The 16,788-nt window shown below is 72.4% G+C and carries 12 protein-coding genes; 3 read left to right on the top strand and 9 right to left on the bottom strand.

Annotated features, from left to right (window positions below):
* Positions 1 to 474 precede the first annotated feature (474 nt).
* The 4 genes from IG64_RS14360 to IG64_RS14375 all read right to left on the bottom strand — a co-directional run bounded on the left by IG64_RS14360 (position 475) and on the right by IG64_RS14375 (position 5,424).
* Complete coding sequence (locus IG64_RS14360; RefSeq protein WP_037855747.1) at positions 475 to 1,695, bottom strand: MFS transporter; 1,221 nt, start codon at positions 1,693 to 1,695, stop codon at positions 475 to 477.
* A gap of 90 nt (positions 1,696 to 1,785) precedes the next feature.
* On the bottom strand, positions 1,786 to 2,844 hold the full coding sequence (locus IG64_RS14365; RefSeq protein ID WP_037855749.1) for an endonuclease/exonuclease/phosphatase family protein: 1,059 nt from the start codon (positions 2,842 to 2,844) through the stop codon (positions 1,786 to 1,788).
* Positions 2,845 to 3,039: 195 nt separating this feature from the next.
* A complete protein-coding gene (locus IG64_RS14370) occupies positions 3,040 to 3,756 on the bottom strand; it encodes a TetR/AcrR family transcriptional regulator (protein WP_199811588.1) in 717 nt (238 codons plus the stop codon).
* A gap of 69 nt (positions 3,757 to 3,825) precedes the next feature.
* The gene (locus tag IG64_RS14375) at positions 3,826 to 5,424 is read right to left on the bottom strand and encodes an MFS transporter (protein WP_199811589.1); all 1,599 of its coding nucleotides are present in this window, start codon (positions 5,422 to 5,424) and stop codon (positions 3,826 to 3,828) included.
* 270 nt (positions 5,425 to 5,694) lie between these two features.
* On the opposite strand from IG64_RS14375, the gene panB reads away from it, so the two are divergent.
* The gene (gene panB, locus IG64_RS14380) at positions 5,695 to 6,573 is read left to right on the top strand and encodes a 3-methyl-2-oxobutanoate hydroxymethyltransferase (RefSeq protein WP_037855754.1); all 879 of its coding nucleotides are present in this window, start codon (positions 5,695 to 5,697) and stop codon (positions 6,571 to 6,573) included.
* An 88-nt stretch (positions 6,574 to 6,661) separates the two neighbouring features.
* Here panB and IG64_RS14385 read toward each other — a convergent pair whose 3' ends face one another.
* The 4 genes from IG64_RS14385 to IG64_RS14405 form a co-directional block, all read right to left on the bottom strand.
* The gene (locus tag IG64_RS14385; RefSeq protein WP_037855934.1) at positions 6,662 to 8,416 is read right to left on the bottom strand and encodes an NAD+ synthase; all 1,755 of its coding nucleotides are present in this window, start codon (positions 8,414 to 8,416) and stop codon (positions 6,662 to 6,664) included.
* A 524-nt stretch (positions 8,417 to 8,940) separates the two neighbouring features.
* Entirely contained in the window at positions 8,941 to 10,887 is a 1,947-nt protein-coding gene (locus IG64_RS14395; protein WP_037855759.1) for a S53 family peptidase, read from the bottom strand.
* Positions 10,888 to 11,171: 284 nt separating this feature from the next.
* Positions 11,172 to 11,915 (bottom strand): DUF305 domain-containing protein, encoded by a 744-nt coding sequence (locus IG64_RS14400; RefSeq protein WP_037855761.1) that lies wholly within the window; start codon positions 11,913 to 11,915, stop codon positions 11,172 to 11,174.
* The gene (locus IG64_RS14405) at positions 11,912 to 12,682 is read right to left on the bottom strand and encodes a DUF3105 domain-containing protein (RefSeq protein ID WP_037855763.1); all 771 of its coding nucleotides are present in this window, start codon (positions 12,680 to 12,682) and stop codon (positions 11,912 to 11,914) included. Before IG64_RS14405 ends, IG64_RS14400 begins: the two co-directional genes overlap by 4 nt.
* Positions 12,683 to 12,972: 290 nt before the next feature.
* Between IG64_RS14405 and IG64_RS14410 the strand changes: the two genes are divergently transcribed.
* Positions 12,973 to 13,428, top strand: a complete 456-nt coding sequence (locus IG64_RS14410) for an RrF2 family transcriptional regulator (protein ID WP_037855765.1) — start codon at positions 12,973 to 12,975, stop codon at positions 13,426 to 13,428.
* Positions 13,429 to 13,815: 387 nt separating this feature from the next.
* Here IG64_RS14410 and IG64_RS14415 read toward each other — a convergent pair whose 3' ends face one another.
* Entirely contained in the window at positions 13,816 to 15,024 is a 1,209-nt protein-coding gene (locus IG64_RS14415; RefSeq protein WP_037855767.1) for a globin domain-containing protein, read from the bottom strand.
* A 339-nt stretch (positions 15,025 to 15,363) separates the two neighbouring features.
* Here IG64_RS14415 and glnA point away from each other — a divergent pair, with 339 nt between their 5' ends.
* Positions 15,364 to 16,725, top strand: a complete 1,362-nt coding sequence (gene glnA, locus IG64_RS14420; protein ID WP_037855769.1) for a type I glutamate--ammonia ligase — start codon at positions 15,364 to 15,366, stop codon at positions 16,723 to 16,725.
* The last annotated feature ends 63 nt before the right edge of the window (positions 16,726 to 16,788 follow it).

A 16,788-nucleotide genomic window follows, 5' to 3' on the forward strand; every position in this document is an offset into this window, starting at 1 on the left:
CGCCACCGACAAACCACCGACAGTCCACCGACGCCTGCGCCCGGCCCCGGCAGAACACCGACAGGACGACCTGCGACGGCCCCGTGACCCCGGGCCCTGACTTCCGTGCTCCTGTGGCTCCTTTGCCCCTGTGGCCCCCCGTGGGCCCGTGGTCCGCAGGGCTCGTCACGGTCCGCATGACCCCTCACGGTCCCCACGGGCCCGTCTCGGGCACCAGAACCCCGGGCCGGCGCGCCGACGCCCGGCCGCCTGTGCTGCGGCCGGGCGTCGGGGGAGGGGTGCCGGTTGCCGGTTCCCGGTGGGCGGGTGGTTGGCGTCGGCCGTGGGCGAGCGGGGTCGCCCGTCGACGGCCGACGCCAACCGGCCGGGCGTGGCGGTCGCCCGGGGGTGGCGGGTGTCCGGGGGTGGCGGGTGTCCGGGCGCAGTGGGCGGCCCGGCCGTGTGCCACGGCCGGTGACCGCGGCCACGGGTTCCTCAGCGGTGCAGTGCCTCCGCCGGTTCCGGGACGTGGCCGGTGACGACCCGGGCGGGGTGCGCCGGTTCCGGGCGCCGGTGGTCGACGGCGTAGGAGACGGCGGCCACGGCCAGGCCCAGCACCGCCAGGACGGCACCGGCGAGAGCCGGGGAGGTCGCGCCGAACCCGGCGGCCAGGGCGAGGCCGCCGATCCACGCGCCGCCCGCGTTGGCCAGGTTGAACGCGGCCTGGTTGGCCGAGGAGGCCAGGGACGGCGCCGCCGACGCCTTCTCCATGACCATGAGCTGGAGCGGCGAGCCGGTGACGAAGGCGGCCGTGCCGAGCAGGGTCACCGCCAGGGCGGCGCTCCACTCGGCCCGCATCAGCAGCGGGAAGAGGAACAGGACGACCGCCAGCGAGGCGAGACCGCCGAACAGGGTGCCCCGCAGGGAGTGGTCGGCCAGCCGCCCGCCGAGCAGGTTCCCGGCCGTCGCGCCGACGCCGAACAGCGCCAGCAGCAGCGTCACGCTGGTCTCGGCGTACCCGGCGGCGCCGGTGAGCATCGGGGTGATGTAGCTGTAGGCGGCGAACAGCGCGCCGAAACCGGCCACGGTGGTCAGCAGGGCCAGCCAGACCGGGAGCGAGCGCAGGGCGGCCAGTTCGCCGCGCAGGCCGGAGGCGGGGGCGGCGTGGGCGTGGTCGCGGGGGACGAGCAGGGCGAGGGCGGCGATGGCCGCCACGCCGATCGCGCTCACGCCGAGGAAGGTCGCCCGCCAGCCCAGGTGCTGGCCCATGAGCGTGGCGACCGGGACCCCGGCGACGTTGGCGACGGTGAGGCCGAGGAACATCAGCGACACCGAGCGGGCCTTGCGCTCGGGCGGCACCATGCCCGTCGCGACCACCGCGCCGACGCCGAAGAAGGCGCCGTGCGGCAGACCGCTCAGGAAACGGGCGGCCAGCAGCCAGCCGTGCCCGGGGGCGAGCGCGGAGAGCGCGTTGCCCACGACGAACAGGGCCATCAGGCCGATCAGGACGTACCGGCGGGACATCCGCGCGGTGAGCGCGGCCAGCAGCGGTGCGCCGATGACCACGCCCAGCGCGTACGCGGACACCAGGTGGCCGGCGGTGGGGATCGAGATGTGCAGGTCGTCCGCGACGTCGGGCAGCAGGCCCATCATCACGAACTCGGTCGTGCCGATGCCGAAGGCGCCCACGGCGAGGGCGAGCAGGGCCAGGGGCATGAGAGACCTTTCGGGGTGGGGTTCCGTACAGCGTGCGCGTTTTATGTTCAGCTGCGGAACAAAGTCTCTCGGGCCTGGTATTCCGGCAGATTACGAGCCGGTTGCCGATGTGGTGACCTTCACACGCGCCGCGATCGGCAGGTGGTCGCTGCCCGTGCGCGGCAGCGTCCAGGAGCTTACCGGTTCCACACCCCTGACCATGATCTGGTCGATGCGGGCCATCGGGAACGACGCCGGCCAGCTGAAGCCGAAGCCGCTGCCCGCCGCACCCTGCGTGGAACGCATCTGCGAGGTGATCGCGCCCAGCGAACGGTCGTTCATCGTGCCGTTGAGATCACCGAGCAGCACCACCCGGGGCAGCTTCTCGTGCGCGATGGCCGCGCCCAGCGCGTTGGCGCTCTGGTCACGCTGCGAGGCGGTGAACCCGGCGTTCATCTTCACCCGGACGGAGGGCATGTGGGCGACGTACACCGCGACCGCCCCCTCGGGCGTCGCCACCGTCGCGCGCATCGCCCGGGTCCAGCCGAGCCGGATGTTCACCGGCCTGACCGCGCTGAGCGGATACCTGCTCCACACGCCCACCGTGCCCTCCACGGCGTGGTACTTGTACGCCGACGCCAGCGCCCTCTCGTACACGGGCACCGCCGAGGCCTTCAGCTCCTCCAGCGCGAGCACGTCCGCGCCGGACGCCGCGACCTTGCGGGCGGTGGCGGTCGGATCGGGGTTGTCGGCGTTGACGTTGTGCGTGGCCACCGTCAGGTCGCCGCCCCCGCCGGTCTTCCCGGTGACCAGGCCGCCGAAGAGGTTCAGCCAGACGGCGACGGGCAGCACCAGCGCGATCAGCGCGGTCGCCGACCTGCGCACCAGGGCCAGGACGAGCAGCACCGGGACCAGCAGACCGAGCCAGGGCAGGAAGGTCTCGGTGAGACTGCCGAGGTTGCCGACGCGGTTGGGGATGTGCGAGTGCAGCAGCATCACCAGCGCCAGCAGCACCGCCAGCACGGCCGGCACGATGCCCCGGCGCCAGATCCGCCGGTCGCCGCGCCAGCCGCCGAGGAGCCGGTCCACCAGGCGCCGAATCCGGTTCTTCGCACGCTCGGGTCCCGAGCCGTCGTCGTCCGTCTCCGTCAAGAACGCCTGCTGCGCCATACCGTCGCCTCACTGCCTGCCGTGCACACCGTTCACCCCGTGGGCTACGACCCTAGGGGATGATCGGTTCCGATCCTGCCGTCCATGACGGCCGTACGGGCACGAGGACGAACGGGGCGGCGCGGGGAGTTCCGGTTGGGGCGCCCCGGACGTGGTCTGTGACGAAACGGGCACATTACGGGGGGAGGGGCAGGTTCAGGTCCGAGTGACCGGCGTGGCCCCGTTCGCCGCTCCGGCCGGGTCCAGGGTGCCGGCCGCGCCGGGCCCGCCCGGGTCCCGCGGGGAGCGGGTGTGCCGCGGGAGGGGCCGGAGCCCTTCGAGGACCGTGTCCACTATCTGCTCGGCCAGCCCCTCGGGCAGGTCCGCGTCGGGCCGCATGACGCTGCGCACCAGCATCGGGCCGACGAGGAGGTCGGTCAGCAGTTCGATGTCGACGTCGGTGCGCAGTTCGCCGTTGAGCTGGCCGCGGCGCAGGACCTCGATCTGGAGTCTGCGCCGGGGTTCGACGACGGTGGTGTGGTAGGCGCACCAGATCTTCGGACTGGACTTCATCTGGGCGTACACGTTGTGCAGGAGCGCCGAGGAACGGCTCACCAGTCCCCGGCGGCGCAGTTGCTCCAGGAGGGCGACGAGGTCGTCGCGCATCGAGGTGCCGGGCAGTTCCGCGTCGGGCGGCTCGGCGGCGCGCACGACGTCGACGAACAGCTCTTCCTTGCCGCTCCAGCGGCGGTAGATGGTGGCCTTGCCCACGCCGGCCGTGCGGGCGATGCGCTCGATGGAGAGTTCGGCGAGCGGCACCCCCTCCTCCAGGAGCTTCATCACCCCCTCGACGATGGCGCTTTCCACCGCCTCGCTCCGGGGCCGGCCCCGTGCGGGGAACCCGGGAGCGGTCTGGCTGTCGGCGAGGCTCACCTGAGACGTCCTTTCGTCGTACCGGGTCATTGTCCCCGCCGGTCCTCCCGTCCCCCCGGGTGCTCCGGGTCAGTCGGCCGCCGCGACCAGTTCCGGTTCCTCCCGGTCCTGGGGCCGCTTCGGTGTGCGGCCGGGCAGGAACACGGCGACCACGACCGCGCCGGCCAGCGCGACCACGGTGCCGCACAGCGAGGTCACGTGCATCGCGTGCAGGAAGGCGCTGTTGGCCGGGTCGACCAGTGCCTGCCCGCGCGGGCCGAGCTTCGCGGCGACGCCGAGCGTGGCCTCGATGGACTCCCCGGCGGTGTCCCGCAGCGCGGGCGGCAGCATCCCGAGCCTGCCCTCGATGGAGTCGCGGTACGCCGTGGAGAGCACCGAGCCGAGCACCGCGATGCCGAGCGCGCCGCCGACCTGGCGGAAGGTGTTGCTCAGCGCGGAGGCCGAGCCGGCCTTCTCGCGGGGCAGGGCCTGCATGATGACCACGCTGGTCGGGGTCATGATGTGGGCCATGCCGGTGCCCATGAGGAAGAAGACGACCTCCAGCACCCAGATGGGCGTGTCCGCCTCGAAGCCGGCGAACGCGGCCAGCATGCCGGCCAGCACGACGAGACCCGCCGTCGTGGTGGCCTTGTAGCCGAAGCGGTCGACGACCAGCCGGGCCCGCGGTGCGAAGATCATCTGAGCGGCGGCCAGCGGGATCATCAGCAGGCCAGACTCCAGCGGGGAGTAGCCGCGCACGCTCTGCGTGTAGAAGACGGAGAAGAACGTGACGCCCATCAGGGCGAAGAAGACCAGCGCGATGGCGGCCATGGCGGCCGAGAACACCTTGTTCCTGAAGTAGGTCACGTCCAGCGACGGGTGGTCGCTGCGCTTCTCGAACACGATGAACGCCGCGAGGACGGCGACACCGGCGACGATGGCCGCCAGGACGGTGCCGTTGGTGAAGTCGGCCAGTTCGCCGCCCTTGATGATGCCGTAGACCAGCAGCACCAGGCCGACCACGGACAGGACGACGCCGATGGGGTCGAGCCGCCCGGGGCGCGGGTCGCGGGAGTCGGGCACCAGCCACACCATCAGCACCACCGCGGCGATCACGATCGGCACGTTGATGAGGAAGACCGAGCCCCACCAGAAGTGGTCCAGGAGCAGACCGCCGGTGATCGGTCCGATGGCGATGGCCAGGCCCACCCCGCCGGCCCAGATGCCGATGGCCTTGGGCTGCTCCTCGCGTTCGAAGACGTTCATGAGGACGGCGAGGGTGGCAGGCATGACGAACGCGGCACCCAGCGCCATCAGGGCGCGGTAGGCGATCAGCTGGCCCGGGGAGCCGGACTCGGCGGCCAGGGCCGAGCCGATGCCGAAGACCACGAGGCCGCCGAGCAGGACCTTCTTGCGGCCCACCCGGTCACCGACGAGGCCGGCGGTGAAGAGCAGGCCGGCGAAGACGAGCGTGTAGGCGTTGATCGCCCACTCCAGCTCGCTCTGGGTCGCGCCGAGACCGGTCGGGGCCTGAGTCGAGATCGTCTTGATGGCGACGTTCAGGATCGAGTTGTCGAGCACCACTATCAGCAGGCTCAGCATCAGCACGCCCAGGATCGCCCAACGGCGGCGGTGCACCGCTTCCGGCGTCCGGGGACCGGTGTCGGCGCGGTCGGCAGGAGTAGTCATGTCACCGAGCGTAGGACATTTTCGATACGAGACCGTCTCGTATCGAAATTTTTTACCCACGCCTTACGGGCAGGGGCCTTGCCGTGTCCCGCCAGGGGGCACGCGCTCGCCGCGCGCACGGACCACCGGGCGGCCGGGGCGCGGAGCACAGTCGGCCGGGACGCGGAGCACAGGGGGGTGCTCTGGTCCACCGCGGCCGCAGGTGCCACCATGGAGGGGAGTCCGGGGACGCCGTCAGGGCGCCTCGAGATGACTGAAGGAGCCGTTGCAATGACGCAGCTTCCGGCTGCCCAGCCTGCACAGAAGAGCACCTCCGACGGCAGTGGCAAGACGCTGTACGGAGGCAAGGGCACCCGCCGCATCACCGTCCGCGACCTCGCCCTCGCCAAGGAGCGCGGCGAGAAGTGGCCCATGCTCACCGCCTACGACGCGATGACCGCGTCCGTCTTCGACGAGGCCGGCATCCCGGTCGTCCTGGTCGGGGACTCGGCGGGCAACTGCCACCTCGGGTACGAGACGACCGTGCCCGTCACCCTCGACGAGATGACCATGCTGTCGGCCGCCGTCGTGCGCGGCACCCGGCGCGCCCTGATCGTCGGCGACCTCCCCTTCGGTTCCTACCAGGAGGGCCCGGTGCAGGCGCTGCGCTCGGCCACCCGCCTGGTGAAGGAGGCGGGCGTCGGCGCCGTGAAGCTGGAGGGCGGTGAGCGCTCGCACGAGCAGATCCGCCTCCTGGTGGAGTCCGGCATCCCGGTCATGGCGCACATCGGCCTGACCCCGCAGTCCGTCAACGCCATGGGCTACCGCGTCCAGGGCCGTGGCGAGGAGGCCGCCCAGCAACTGCTGCGCGACGCCAAGGCCGTGCAGGACGCCGGCGCGTTCGCCGTCGTCCTGGAGCTGGTGCCCGCCGAACTGGCGGCCGAGGTGACGCGGATGCTGCACATCCCGACCGTCGGCATCGGCGCGGGCCCCGAGACGGACGCGCAGGTCCTGGTCTGGACCGACATGCTCGGACTGACCGGCGGGCGGGTGCCCAAGTTCGTGAAGAAGTACGCCGACCTGCGCACGGTCATGGGCGAGGCGGCCAAGGCCTTCGCGGAGGACGTCGTCGGCGGAACGTTCCCGCTGGAGGAGCACTCCGTTCACTAGACCACTGCGGTGACACCGAGGAGCCCCGGCCGGTCCTCCCCCGCCGGCCGGGGCTCCTGCCGCGCGCTGCGGCGCTCGCGCCGGGCCGTCAGGCGTGCTCGCGCCAGCCGTTGGTGATCGGCAGCCTGCGGTCCTTGCCGAAGCCCTTCGCGGAGATCTTGGTGCCCGGCGGGTACTGGCGGCGCTTGTACTCGGCCCGGTCGACCATCCGCAGCGTCTTGACGACCAGCTCACGGTCGTAGCCCGCCGCGACGATCTCGTCGGCGCCCCGGTCCCGGTCGACGTACAGCTCCAGGATCGCGTCGAGCACCGGGTAGTCCGGCAGCGAGTCCGTGTCCACCTGCCCCGGGCGCAGCTCCGCGCTCGGCGGCTTGCTGATGGAGTTCTCCGGGATCGGCGGGGTCTGGCCCCGCTCGGCGGCGGCCCGGTTGCGCCACTCGGCGAGCCGGAAGACCGACGTCTTGTACACATCCTTGATCGGACCGTAGGCGCCCACCGAGTCGCCGTACAGCGTGGAGTACCCCACCGCCAGCTCCGACTTGTTGCCGGGGGCGAGGACGATGTGGCCCTCCTGGTTGGAGACCGCCATCAGCAGCGTGCCGCGCAGCCGCGACTGGAGGTTCTCCTCCGCCAGGCCGGTCAGGCCGAGCGAGCCCATGTACGCGTCGAACATCGGCTCGATCGGCACGGTGCGGAAGTGCAGGCCGGTGCGCCGGGCCAGCTCGGCCGCGTCGTCCCTGGAGTGCTCGGAGGAGTACTTCGACGGCATGGAGATGCCGTACACGTTCTCCGCGCCGACCGCGTCGCAGGCGATCGCCGCGACGAGGGCGGAGTCGATGCCGCCGGACAGGCCGACGAGGACGGAGCGGAATCCGTTCTTCTGCACGTACGCCCGCAGGCCCACGACCAGCGCCGAGTAGACCTCCTCGTCGTCGTCCAGGTGGGCGGCGTGCCCGGCGGTGCGCTCCGGCGCGTAGGCGGGCAGCGGCTCCTCGGACAGGACGACGCGGTCGATGCGCAGCCCGTCGTCGACCACGCCGCCGGGCGCGTCGGCCGCCGCGGCCGGCAGGTCCAGGTCGAGCACGACGCAGCCCTCGGTGAACTGCGGCGCCCGCGCGATCACCTCGCCGTCCGCGCCGACCACGATCGAGTCGCCGTCGAAGACCAGTTCGTCCTGCCCGCCGGTCATGGCCAGGTAGGCGGTGGTGCAGCCGGCCTCCTGGGCCCGCTTGCGCACCAGCTCCAGGCGGGTGTCGTCCTTCTCCCGCTCGTACGGGGAGGCGTTGACGGAGAGCAGCAGACCCGCGCGCGCGGTACGCGCGGCCGGGACGCGCCCGCCGTCCTGCCACAGGTCCTCGCAGATCGCGAGGGCCACGTCGACGCCGTGCACGCGCAGGACGGGCATGGTGTCGCCGGGCACGAAGTAGCGGAACTCGTCGAAGACGCCGTAGTTGGGCAGGTGGTGCTTGGCGAAGTTCAGCACCACCCGGCCGCGGTGCAGCACCGCCGCCGCGTTCTGCGGGGCGCCGGCCGGCATGCCGTACTTCGGCTGGGCCGTCTCGCAGCGGTCGAGGTAGCCGACGACGACCGGCAGCTCGCCGAAGCCCTCCTCGGCGAGCCGGGCGGCGAGGGCGCGCAGCGCGGCGCGGGACGCCTCCACGAAGGACGACCGCAGGGCCAGGTCCTCGACGGGATACCCGGTCAGCACCATCTCCGGGAACGCCACGAGATGCGCTCCCTGCTCGGCGGAGTGCCGGGTCCAGCGGACGACCGCCTCGGCGTTCGCGGCGAGGTCACCGACACGTGAGTCGATCTGGTTCAGGGCGAGACGTAGTTGAGGCACGCGCACCAGTGTAATCGTCAGAGCGACGCGATGGGGTGCCGGGCAGTGTGTGCCGCCCCACGCCCACCCCACCGGGCCGACCACGCACGCGGACTGTGCACCGCGGACTGTGCACCTCGGACCGCCGCACCCGCGGCGCCCCGCCCCGCCCGGCCGTCCCGCGCGCCCCGCCCGCGCCCCGCCTCACGCGGTCGGGCGCGCCATGCGGTCGGCCGCGCCGCGTGCCGTCCCCCGGACCGCTGCCCGCTGCCCGGTGCGCGCTGCCCGCTGCCCGGTGCGCGCAGCGGCTCGGGCGGCAGCGGTGGCCGGCCCGCCGGCCGGTGTCTTCCGCGCCGCTCCCGCGGGTCACCTGCTCCTGCCCGGCCGTCCCGGGGGCGTGGCCGGTGCCGTCCCGTGGGCGCCGTCCGTCCCGCGCGGAGGAGGGCCGGCGTCCGTACCGCGGTCGCGGGGCGCGCGGGTGCCGTACACGCACGCGCGCCCGCCCCTGGGTGCAGGAGCGGGCGCGTGACCGGTGCCGGTACGGGTCAGTGACGGCGACCGTAGGAGTCGACGTAGCCCTTCGCGGGCGAGCCGACGCCGGTGACGTCGTCGTAGCCCTTGACGGCCTTGAGCGAGCTGTCCTTGCCGAGGCTGCGGACGGAGACGCTCAGACCACCGGTGGCGTCGACGCCGTTGACGAAGTCGACGCGCGCGACCGCGAGGTCCTTGCCGGTCGGCTGGTCCACCACGTCGTGGTACAGCTCCGAGCCGTACTTCGAGTAGATCGCCGGGTTGGCGAAGCCGATCGCCTTGCCGCCCTGGGCCTGCTGGGCGAGGGCCTGGACGGCCGCGATGACCGGCGCGGCCAGCGAGGTGCCGCCGATGCGGTACTCGGCGTACTGCTGCGACCCGTCGGGGAAGGTCTGCGTCTGGCCGACGAGGAAGCCGGTGTTCGGGTCGGCGATGGCCGCGATGTCCGGGACGACGCGGTTGCCGGCGGCGTTGTTGGCCGTGGCCAGCGCGCCGGGGACGACGCCCTTCTGGTAGTACGGCTGCGGAACGGTCTTGCTGGTGCCGCCGCCCGCGCCGGAGGTGTAGGCGCCGGGGAAGCCCTCCCAGCTCTTGCCGTCGGCCGACAGGGTCGCCTTGTCGGTGCCCCAGCCGGTCTCCCACAGGTACTTGTTCCCCTTGCCGACGGCCAGGGAGGTGCCGCCGACCGCGGTCACCCAGGCCGAGTTGGCCGGGGTGTCGACCTGCTTGGTGCCGGTGTGGGCGACCTCGTCGCCGTTGTCACCGGAGGAGAAGTAGAAGCCGATGCCCTCCACCGCGCCGAACTGGAACACCTGGTCGTAGGCGGCGGCCAGGTCCGGCGTCTGGTTGGCCTCGATGTCGCCCCAGGAGTTGGAGACGATGTCGGCCAGGTGGTCGTCGACGACCTTGCTGAGCGAGTCGAGCAGGTCGTCGTCGTAGCAGGAGGCGGCGCCCACGTAGGTGACGTCCGCGTCCGGCGCGACCGCGTGCACGGCCTCGACGTCGAGGGTCTCCTCGCCGTACCAGCCGGCCGCCCCGCACTCCTCGGTCTTCGTGTACTGCCCGGGGAGCACCTGGCGCAGCTGGCCCGTCTTCCACGCCTTGTCGCCGTTCTTCTTCGCGTACGAGGCCGCGTCGAAGGCGATGGTCGGGGAGGCGTAGGCGTCGGTGATGGCGACGCGGACGCCCTTGCCGGTGTACTTGCCGGCGCCGTAGGCCGAACGCAGCTGCTTGCCCGTGTAGCCCTTGACGGCGTACGGGATCTTCTCGCCGTAGGCGGACGGCAGCGTCTTCGCGATGTTCGAGCCGTAGTACGAGGAGAACGGCCCGGAGTTCTTGAACACCGCGTCCGGCGGCGGCAGCTGGTCCTTGTGGTCGGACTTGTGCGGGGCGTTGTCCAGGCCGGTGACGGTCAGGACCGTGCTCCGCAGGCCCGCCGGCACGGACGCCGACTGCGCCGGCGCGCGGTAGGTCTTCGAGCCCTTGGCGAAGTTGTGCATCTGGGTGCCGAACGCCTTCTCGGCGGCGGCGACGTCACCGGAGACGGCGACGTAGTGAGCAGTGACCGAAGTGACCTTCAGACCCGCCGACTTCAGCCAGGACGTGACGGCGGCCACCTGGGCCTTCGTCGCACCGAAACGCGCCTGCGCCTCCTGGGCGCTCAGGTACTTGCCGTACTGCGGCGAGGACGGGTCGGCGACCGCCTTGGCGTACTCGGCCAGGCCCGCGGCGTCGCGGCCGGCCAGGTACACCCGGGCGTTGACCGGGGCGCTGTTCGCGGTGGCGCCCTTGTCCGCCTTGGCCGTCGCCCACGCGGGCTTGGTGCCCGCGATCGCGTGGCGGGCGTCCGGGTGGCCCGCGGCGTGGGCCGCGGGTATGCCGAGCACCAGCGCACCGGCGACCATCGGCAGTGTCGCTGCCAGGCTCACTCCGGTACGCACGGTGGCGCGGTTGGATCTCATATAACCCCCTGCGATGCGGATCGCATGTAACGCAATGAGTGGTGGGACCTCGCGTGATCCGCATGCCGGCCGCGGCGGTTCGGCCCCTGAATGGATCACACGATCGAGTGCCACTCTTCCCGAAGAACCGTTCATGCCAGGGGAATGGTCAGGCCAAGAGAAGCCCAAGGAACCGTCAGGACCGATGTATAGGGCATGAATTGCGGTCTTCGTTCCCCGGATTCCGGTCGCCCGTCGTCAGGAAACGGGCGCCGTACGGGCGGGGGACGGGGGTCGCCGGGACCCTAACGGGACGTCGCGCCGCGCGCGTTGAGCATGTCGGCCATGAGCCGGATCTCCGACTGCTGCGCGTCCACCATGCCCTGCGCCAGTCGCTTCTCCACACCCACCGTGCACCGGACGGCGCACGCCTGCGCCATGTGGATGCCGCCTCGGTGATGGGCCGTCATCAACCGGAGGTAGAACACCTCGGCCTGCCTGTCCCGGAGCCGGCCGAGCTTCCTCAGCTCGGTGTCGGTGGCCATGCCGGGCATCAGCGCCCCGTCCGCTGCGTCCGACCCGTCCTTTCCGTCGGCTCCGGCGGTACCGCCCCCGGCCGTACCGCCCCCGGCGGAAGCGGTGCTCCCCATTCCCATCCACGCCATCGGCGGGTCCGCCGAGACCTTCGGCAGCCCCCACAGGTCCAGCCAGCCCAGCAGCATGCCGCGCTGGTTGGCCTGGGTCTGCGCGATGTCGTAGGCGAGACGGCGCACTTCCGTGTCGCTCGTGCGGTCGCGCACGATGTACGACATCTCCACGGCCTGCTGGTGATGGACCGCCATGTCCCGGGCGAAACCGGCGTCCGCGGACGAGGCGGCCGGGACCGCCAGGGCCGGGGCCGTGGCCGCCGGGGCCTGTCCGCGTGCCTGAGCCGTCGCCGGGACGGCCGCACCGCCGCCGGACCCGCCCGCGGCGGCCGCGTAGGTGATCGCCCCGGCCGCGACCACCGCCGTGGCGACGGCGCCCGCGACCAGCCCGGCGACCCTCACCGGCCCACCCCGCCCGTGCAGGCGGCGCCCGGCTCCGGTGTCTGCGGGCCCTGGACGAACTTGGCGAGGAACGCGTCCACGGCAGGGTCGGCCGCACCCGTCACCGTGCGCTGGTGCGCCCAGGCCGAGAGCATGACCGGGTCCTTCTGGCCGGGCACCGGGCTCATCAGCGTGTACGGCGTGCGGCGGACCTTCGCCGCGAGCGCGGCCACATCCGCCTTGGACGCCTGGGCGTTGTACGTCACCCAGACCGCGCCGTGCTCCAGGGCGTGCACGGCGTGCTCGTTCTTCAGCGGGGCCGTGTAGACGTCGCCGTCGCAGTTCTGCCAGACCGGGTTGTGGTCGCCGCCGACCGGGGGCTCCATCGGGTAGGTCACCGGGGCGGTGGTATGGGTGCGGCCGAGCGTGCCCTGCCAGGTCCGCACGCCGTCCGCGCCCGTGACGAAGCGGCCGGGACCGCCCTTGCCACCCTTGCCGTTCCCCCCGCTCGCATCCGCCACGTCCTGGCCGTTCTTGCCGCTCATGCCGCTCACACCGGTCGGCGTCGCCGCGGACGCGCTCGCCTTCGCGACCGGTGCGGTGTCGTCGGACCGTGACTGGACCAGCACCACACCGCCGACGGCCAGGCCCGCGACGACGACCACGCTCGCCGCGATGGCCAGGAGGCGGTTGCGGCGCTCCCGGGACCGGTCGGCACGGCGCATCTCCTCGATGCGCGCCTTGCGCTGCCCGGCTGCGGTGCTGTCCGGCTTCTTGGCGGAGCCCATGGGGGAGTCCTTCGTGTCACGGTCGGATGGAGCGGGACGGGGGAGCGGGGAGCGGGTGCGCCGAGGGTGGGGCGTGCTGATGGTAGTGGGGAGGGCGGGGCGCGGGGGAGACCGGGAAGCGCCAGAGGCGAACGCCGGTGGGCTGCGGGGCGGAGTCGAACGCTGGTGGGCTGCGCGGCGAACGTGAGCATCGGTGGGCTGCGGGGCGGAGTTGTGCGCCGGTGGGCTGGGCGGTGAACGTGAGCGCGGGATAAGTTGAACCGCAGATGCGCATTATCTAGGCTTGCCGCATGCGGCTGCTGCGCTCCACCGACATGGCGCTGCGCGTCCTGATGAGGCTCGCCGTCGCGGGCGGGTCCAGCCCCACGACCCGGGAGGTCGCGGCGGACATGGGCGTGCCGTACACGCACGCCGCGAAGGTCGTCGCCGAACTCCAGCACCGCGGGCTGCTCGCGGCCCGCCGCGGCCGGGGCGGCGGCCTGACCCTCACGGAGGCGGGCCGCGGGGCGTCCGTCGGCGCGATCGTGCGCGCACTGGAGGGCGAGGGCGACGTCGCGGACTGCGAGGGCCCGAACCCGTGCCCGCTGAACTCCGACTGCCGCCTGCGCGGCGCCCTGCGCCGGGCCCAGGAGGCGTTCTACGCCGCCCTCGACCCGCTCACCGTCGCCGACATGGTCGCTTCCCCGACGGGCCCGCTGCTGCTGGGCCTGCCGAGCGCGCGGCGACCGGCCGGAACGGAGGACTGACCGGAACCGGCAGGCGTCCCGGCGCCCCCGCCCCATCTGAAACTCTGGCCCCACGAGCCCCCACGAGCCCCCGCGGCCCACCGGCCCCACGTGAGCCCCCGCGGCTCACCCGGCCCCATCTGGCCGCTGCGCCCCACGGCCCCCCATCCGATCCCCGACGGGGCGACGGGCCGGCTGGCGGCCGGCGAGCAGGAGGTCGGTGAGCGGCAGGCCGGTGAGCGGGAGGCCGGCGAGCAGGAGGCCGGGCAGGCGGACGGGAACGGAAAAAGCCGGCCGGAGGCGGTCGGGGGGAACCGCTTCCGGCCGGCGGCTTTCACACCGGGCCGGCCCGCGTGGCCGTCAGGTCAGGCGGCCGTCAGGCCACGCGACCGCCGGGCGGTACGGCTCTCAGGCCGCCTCGGTGGCCTCCTTGGCCAGCCACAGGTCCGGACCGAAGACCTCGTAGTGGATGTCGGCGGCGGCCACACCCTTGGCGAGGAGCTGCTCGCGCACCGCGCGCATGAACGGCAGCGGGCCGCACAGGTAGGCCTGGGTGCCGGCCGGGACCTCGACGTCGCCGAGGTCGGCCAGGCCGGGCCGGCCCGCGCCCGCCGCGTCCTCGTCGTACTGCTCGTAGAAGAAGACCGTGCGCGCGTCCGCCAGCTTGGCCGCGTACGCCTCGTGGTCGGCCCGCAGGGCGTGCGCCGCGGGGGACCGGTCGGCGTGCACGACGGTCACCGGGGCGCGGTGGCCGTCCTCGGCGAGCTGCTCCAGCATGGCGATCATGGGGGTGACGCCGATGCCCGCGGAGGCGAGCAGCAGCGGCGCGGCGGTGTCCTCGAGGACGAGGTCGCCGTAGGGGGCGGAGAGCTGGAGGACGTCGCCCTCGCGCACGTGGGCGTGCAGGTGGTTGGAGACCTCGCCGTCGGGGGTCCTGGCGTCGCCGCTCACCCGCTTGACGGCGAACTGCCGCTCCGGGGAGCCGGGCGCCGCGGTCAGGCTGTACTGGCGGATCTGCCGGGCGCCGTCCGCGAGGGTGACGCCGACGGAGACGTACTGGCCGGCGCGGTAGCCGGGCACCGGGCCCCCGTCGGCGGGGCGCAGCCTGAAGGTGGCGACGTCGGCGGTCTCCTCGATCCGCTGGACCACCTTCCACTCGCGCCAGCCGGTCTGCTCGCTCTGCTCGTACAGCCGCTTCTCGATCGCCATGAGGGCGTTGGCCATCAGCCAGTAGACCTCGGTCCAGGCGGCGGCGACCTCTTCGGTGACGGCGTCGCCCAGGACCTCGGCGATGGCGGCGAACAGGTGTTCGTGGACGATCGGGTACTGCTCGGGAACGATGCCGAGGGAGGCGTGCTTGTGGGCGATGCGGTGCAGCATCAGGTCGGGGCGCTGGTCCGGGTTGTTCACCAGGTACGTCGCGAAGGCGGCGATGGAACCCGCGAGGGCCTGCTTCTGGGCGCCGGAGGCCTGGTTGCCGCGGTTGAACAGGTCGCGCAGCAGTCCGGGGTGTGCGTCGAACAGCTTGGCGTAGAACAGCTCGGTGATCTCGCCGATGGCACCGCCGACGGCGGGCAGGGTGGCGCGGACGGTGGCTGCTGACTGTTCGGACAGCATCGTGACTCCTCGAAGGCTCGACCGGATCGCTCGACAGTTCGATCGCTCGACTGAGAGGAACGGTATTGAAACTTGCATTTGAGATGCAAATTAAACGGGCGTGGCGTCGCTCACTCCCGGAACGACTCGGCCATTACGAGGGGGCCGCTCAGGAGGCAAGATGGGCGGCAGGGCAGTGCACCGCCCGTCCGCGCGGCGTTCGGCCCGGCGGCCACCGGACGATCAAGGTCCGCAACGCGCGTGAAACGCTGGTGTGGTGTGATGCTCGCGTGCCCGACCGCCTCCCGTGCCGACGTACGGACACAGGCGGCCTGACCAGCAAGGATGGGGAAGCGGAAGATGGACAAGCAGCAGGAGTTCGTGCTCCGGACGTTGGAGGAGCGCGACATCCGGTTCGTACGCCTGTGGTTCACGGACGTGCTGGGCTTCCTCAAGTCCGTGGCCGTGGCCCCCGCCGAGCTGGAACAAGCCTTCGACGAGGGCATCGGCTTCGACGGCTCCGCCATCGAGGGCTTCGCGCGCGTCTACGAGTCCGACATGATCGCCAAGCCGGACCCGTCCACGTTCCAGATCCTGCCCTGGCGGGCGGAGGCCCCCGGCACGGCCCGCATGTTCTGCGACATCCTCATGCCGGACGGCTCCCCGTCCTTCGCCGATCCCCGCTACGTCCTCAAGCGTGCCCTCGCCCGCACCTCCGACCTGGGCTTCACCTTCTACACCCACCCGGAGATCGAGTTCTTCCTGCTGAAGAACCGCCCGCTGGACGGCTCCCGCCCCACGCCCGCCGACAACTCCGGCTACTTCGACCACACCCCGCAGGCCATCGGCATGGACTTCCGCCGCCAGGCGATCACCATGCTGGAGTCGATGGGCATCTCGGTGGAGTTCTCCCACCACGAGGGCGCGCCGGGCCAGCAGGAGATCGACCTGCGCTACGCCGACGCGCTCTCCACCGCCGACAACATCATGACGTTCCGCCTGGTCATGAAGCAGGTCGCGCTGGAGCAGGGCCTGCAGGCGACCTTCATGCCGAAGCCGTTCTCGGAGTACCCGGGCTCCGGCATGCACTCCCACCTCTCCCTCTTCGAGGGCGACCGGAACGCGTTCTACGAGTCCGGCGCCGAGTACCAGCTCTCCAAGGTCGGCCGTTCCTTCATCGCGGGCCTGCTGCGCCACGCGGCGGAGATCTCGGCGGTCACCAACCAGTGGGTCAACTCCTACAAGCGCATCTGGGGCGGCAGCGAGCGCACGGCGGGCGCCGGCGGCGAGGCCCCGTCCTACATCTGCTGGGGCCACAACAACCGCAGCGCCCTGGTCCGCGTCCCGATGTACAAGCCCGGCAAGACCGGCTCGGCTCGCGTCGAGGTCCGCTCGATCGACTCCGGCGCGAACCCGTACCTGACCTACGCCGTCCTGCTCGCCGCCGGCCTCAAGGGCATCGAGGAGGGCTACGAACTCCCGCCCGGCGCCGAGGACGACGTCTGGGCCCTCTCCAACGCCGAACGCCGCGCCATGGGCATCGAACCCCTCCCGCAGAACCTCGGCGAGGCCCTGACCCTCATGGAGAACAGCGACCTCGTCGCAGAGACCCTCGGCGAACACGTCTTCGACTTCTTCCTGCGCAACAAGAAGCAGGAATGGGAGGAGTACCGCAGCGAGGTCACGGCGTACGAGCTGCGGAAGCATCTGCCGGTGCTGTAGGCGCGCGGTGGTGACGCACGGTGGGGGCGGCGGGCCCGATGCGCCGCTCCCACCGGCAGGTCC

The sequence above is a fragment of the Streptomyces sp. NRRL S-340 genome (assembly GCF_000720185.1).
Classification (GTDB): domain Bacteria; phylum Actinomycetota; class Actinomycetes; order Streptomycetales; family Streptomycetaceae; genus Streptomyces.

Bases quoted from the DNA above. Each gene is read 5' to 3' on its own strand.
- IG64_RS14360 (WP_037855747.1), bottom strand. From the start codon at position 1,695: ATGCCCCTGGCCCTGCTCGCCCTCGCCGTGGGCGCCTTCGGCATCGGC.
- IG64_RS14365 (WP_037855749.1), bottom strand. From the start codon at position 2,844: ATGGCGCAGCAGGCGTTCTTGACGGAGACGGACGACGACGGCTCGGGA.
- IG64_RS14375 (WP_199811589.1), bottom strand. From the start codon at position 5,424: ATGACTACTCCTGCCGACCGCGCCGACACCGGTCCCCGGACGCCGGAA.
- panB (WP_037855754.1), top strand. From the start codon at position 5,695: ATGACGCAGCTTCCGGCTGCCCAGCCTGCACAGAAGAGCACCTCCGAC.
- IG64_RS14395 (WP_037855759.1), bottom strand. From the start codon at position 10,887: ATGAGATCCAACCGCGCCACCGTGCGTACCGGAGTGAGCCTGGCAGCG.
- IG64_RS14405 (WP_037855763.1), bottom strand. From the start codon at position 12,682: ATGGGCTCCGCCAAGAAGCCGGACAGCACCGCAGCCGGGCAGCGCAAG.
- IG64_RS14410 (WP_037855765.1), top strand. From the start codon at position 12,973: ATGCGGCTGCTGCGCTCCACCGACATGGCGCTGCGCGTCCTGATGAGG.
- IG64_RS14415 (WP_037855767.1), bottom strand. From the start codon at position 15,024: ATGCTGTCCGAACAGTCAGCAGCCACCGTCCGCGCCACCCTGCCCGCC.
- glnA (WP_037855769.1), top strand. From the start codon at position 15,364: ATGGACAAGCAGCAGGAGTTCGTGCTCCGGACGTTGGAGGAGCGCGAC.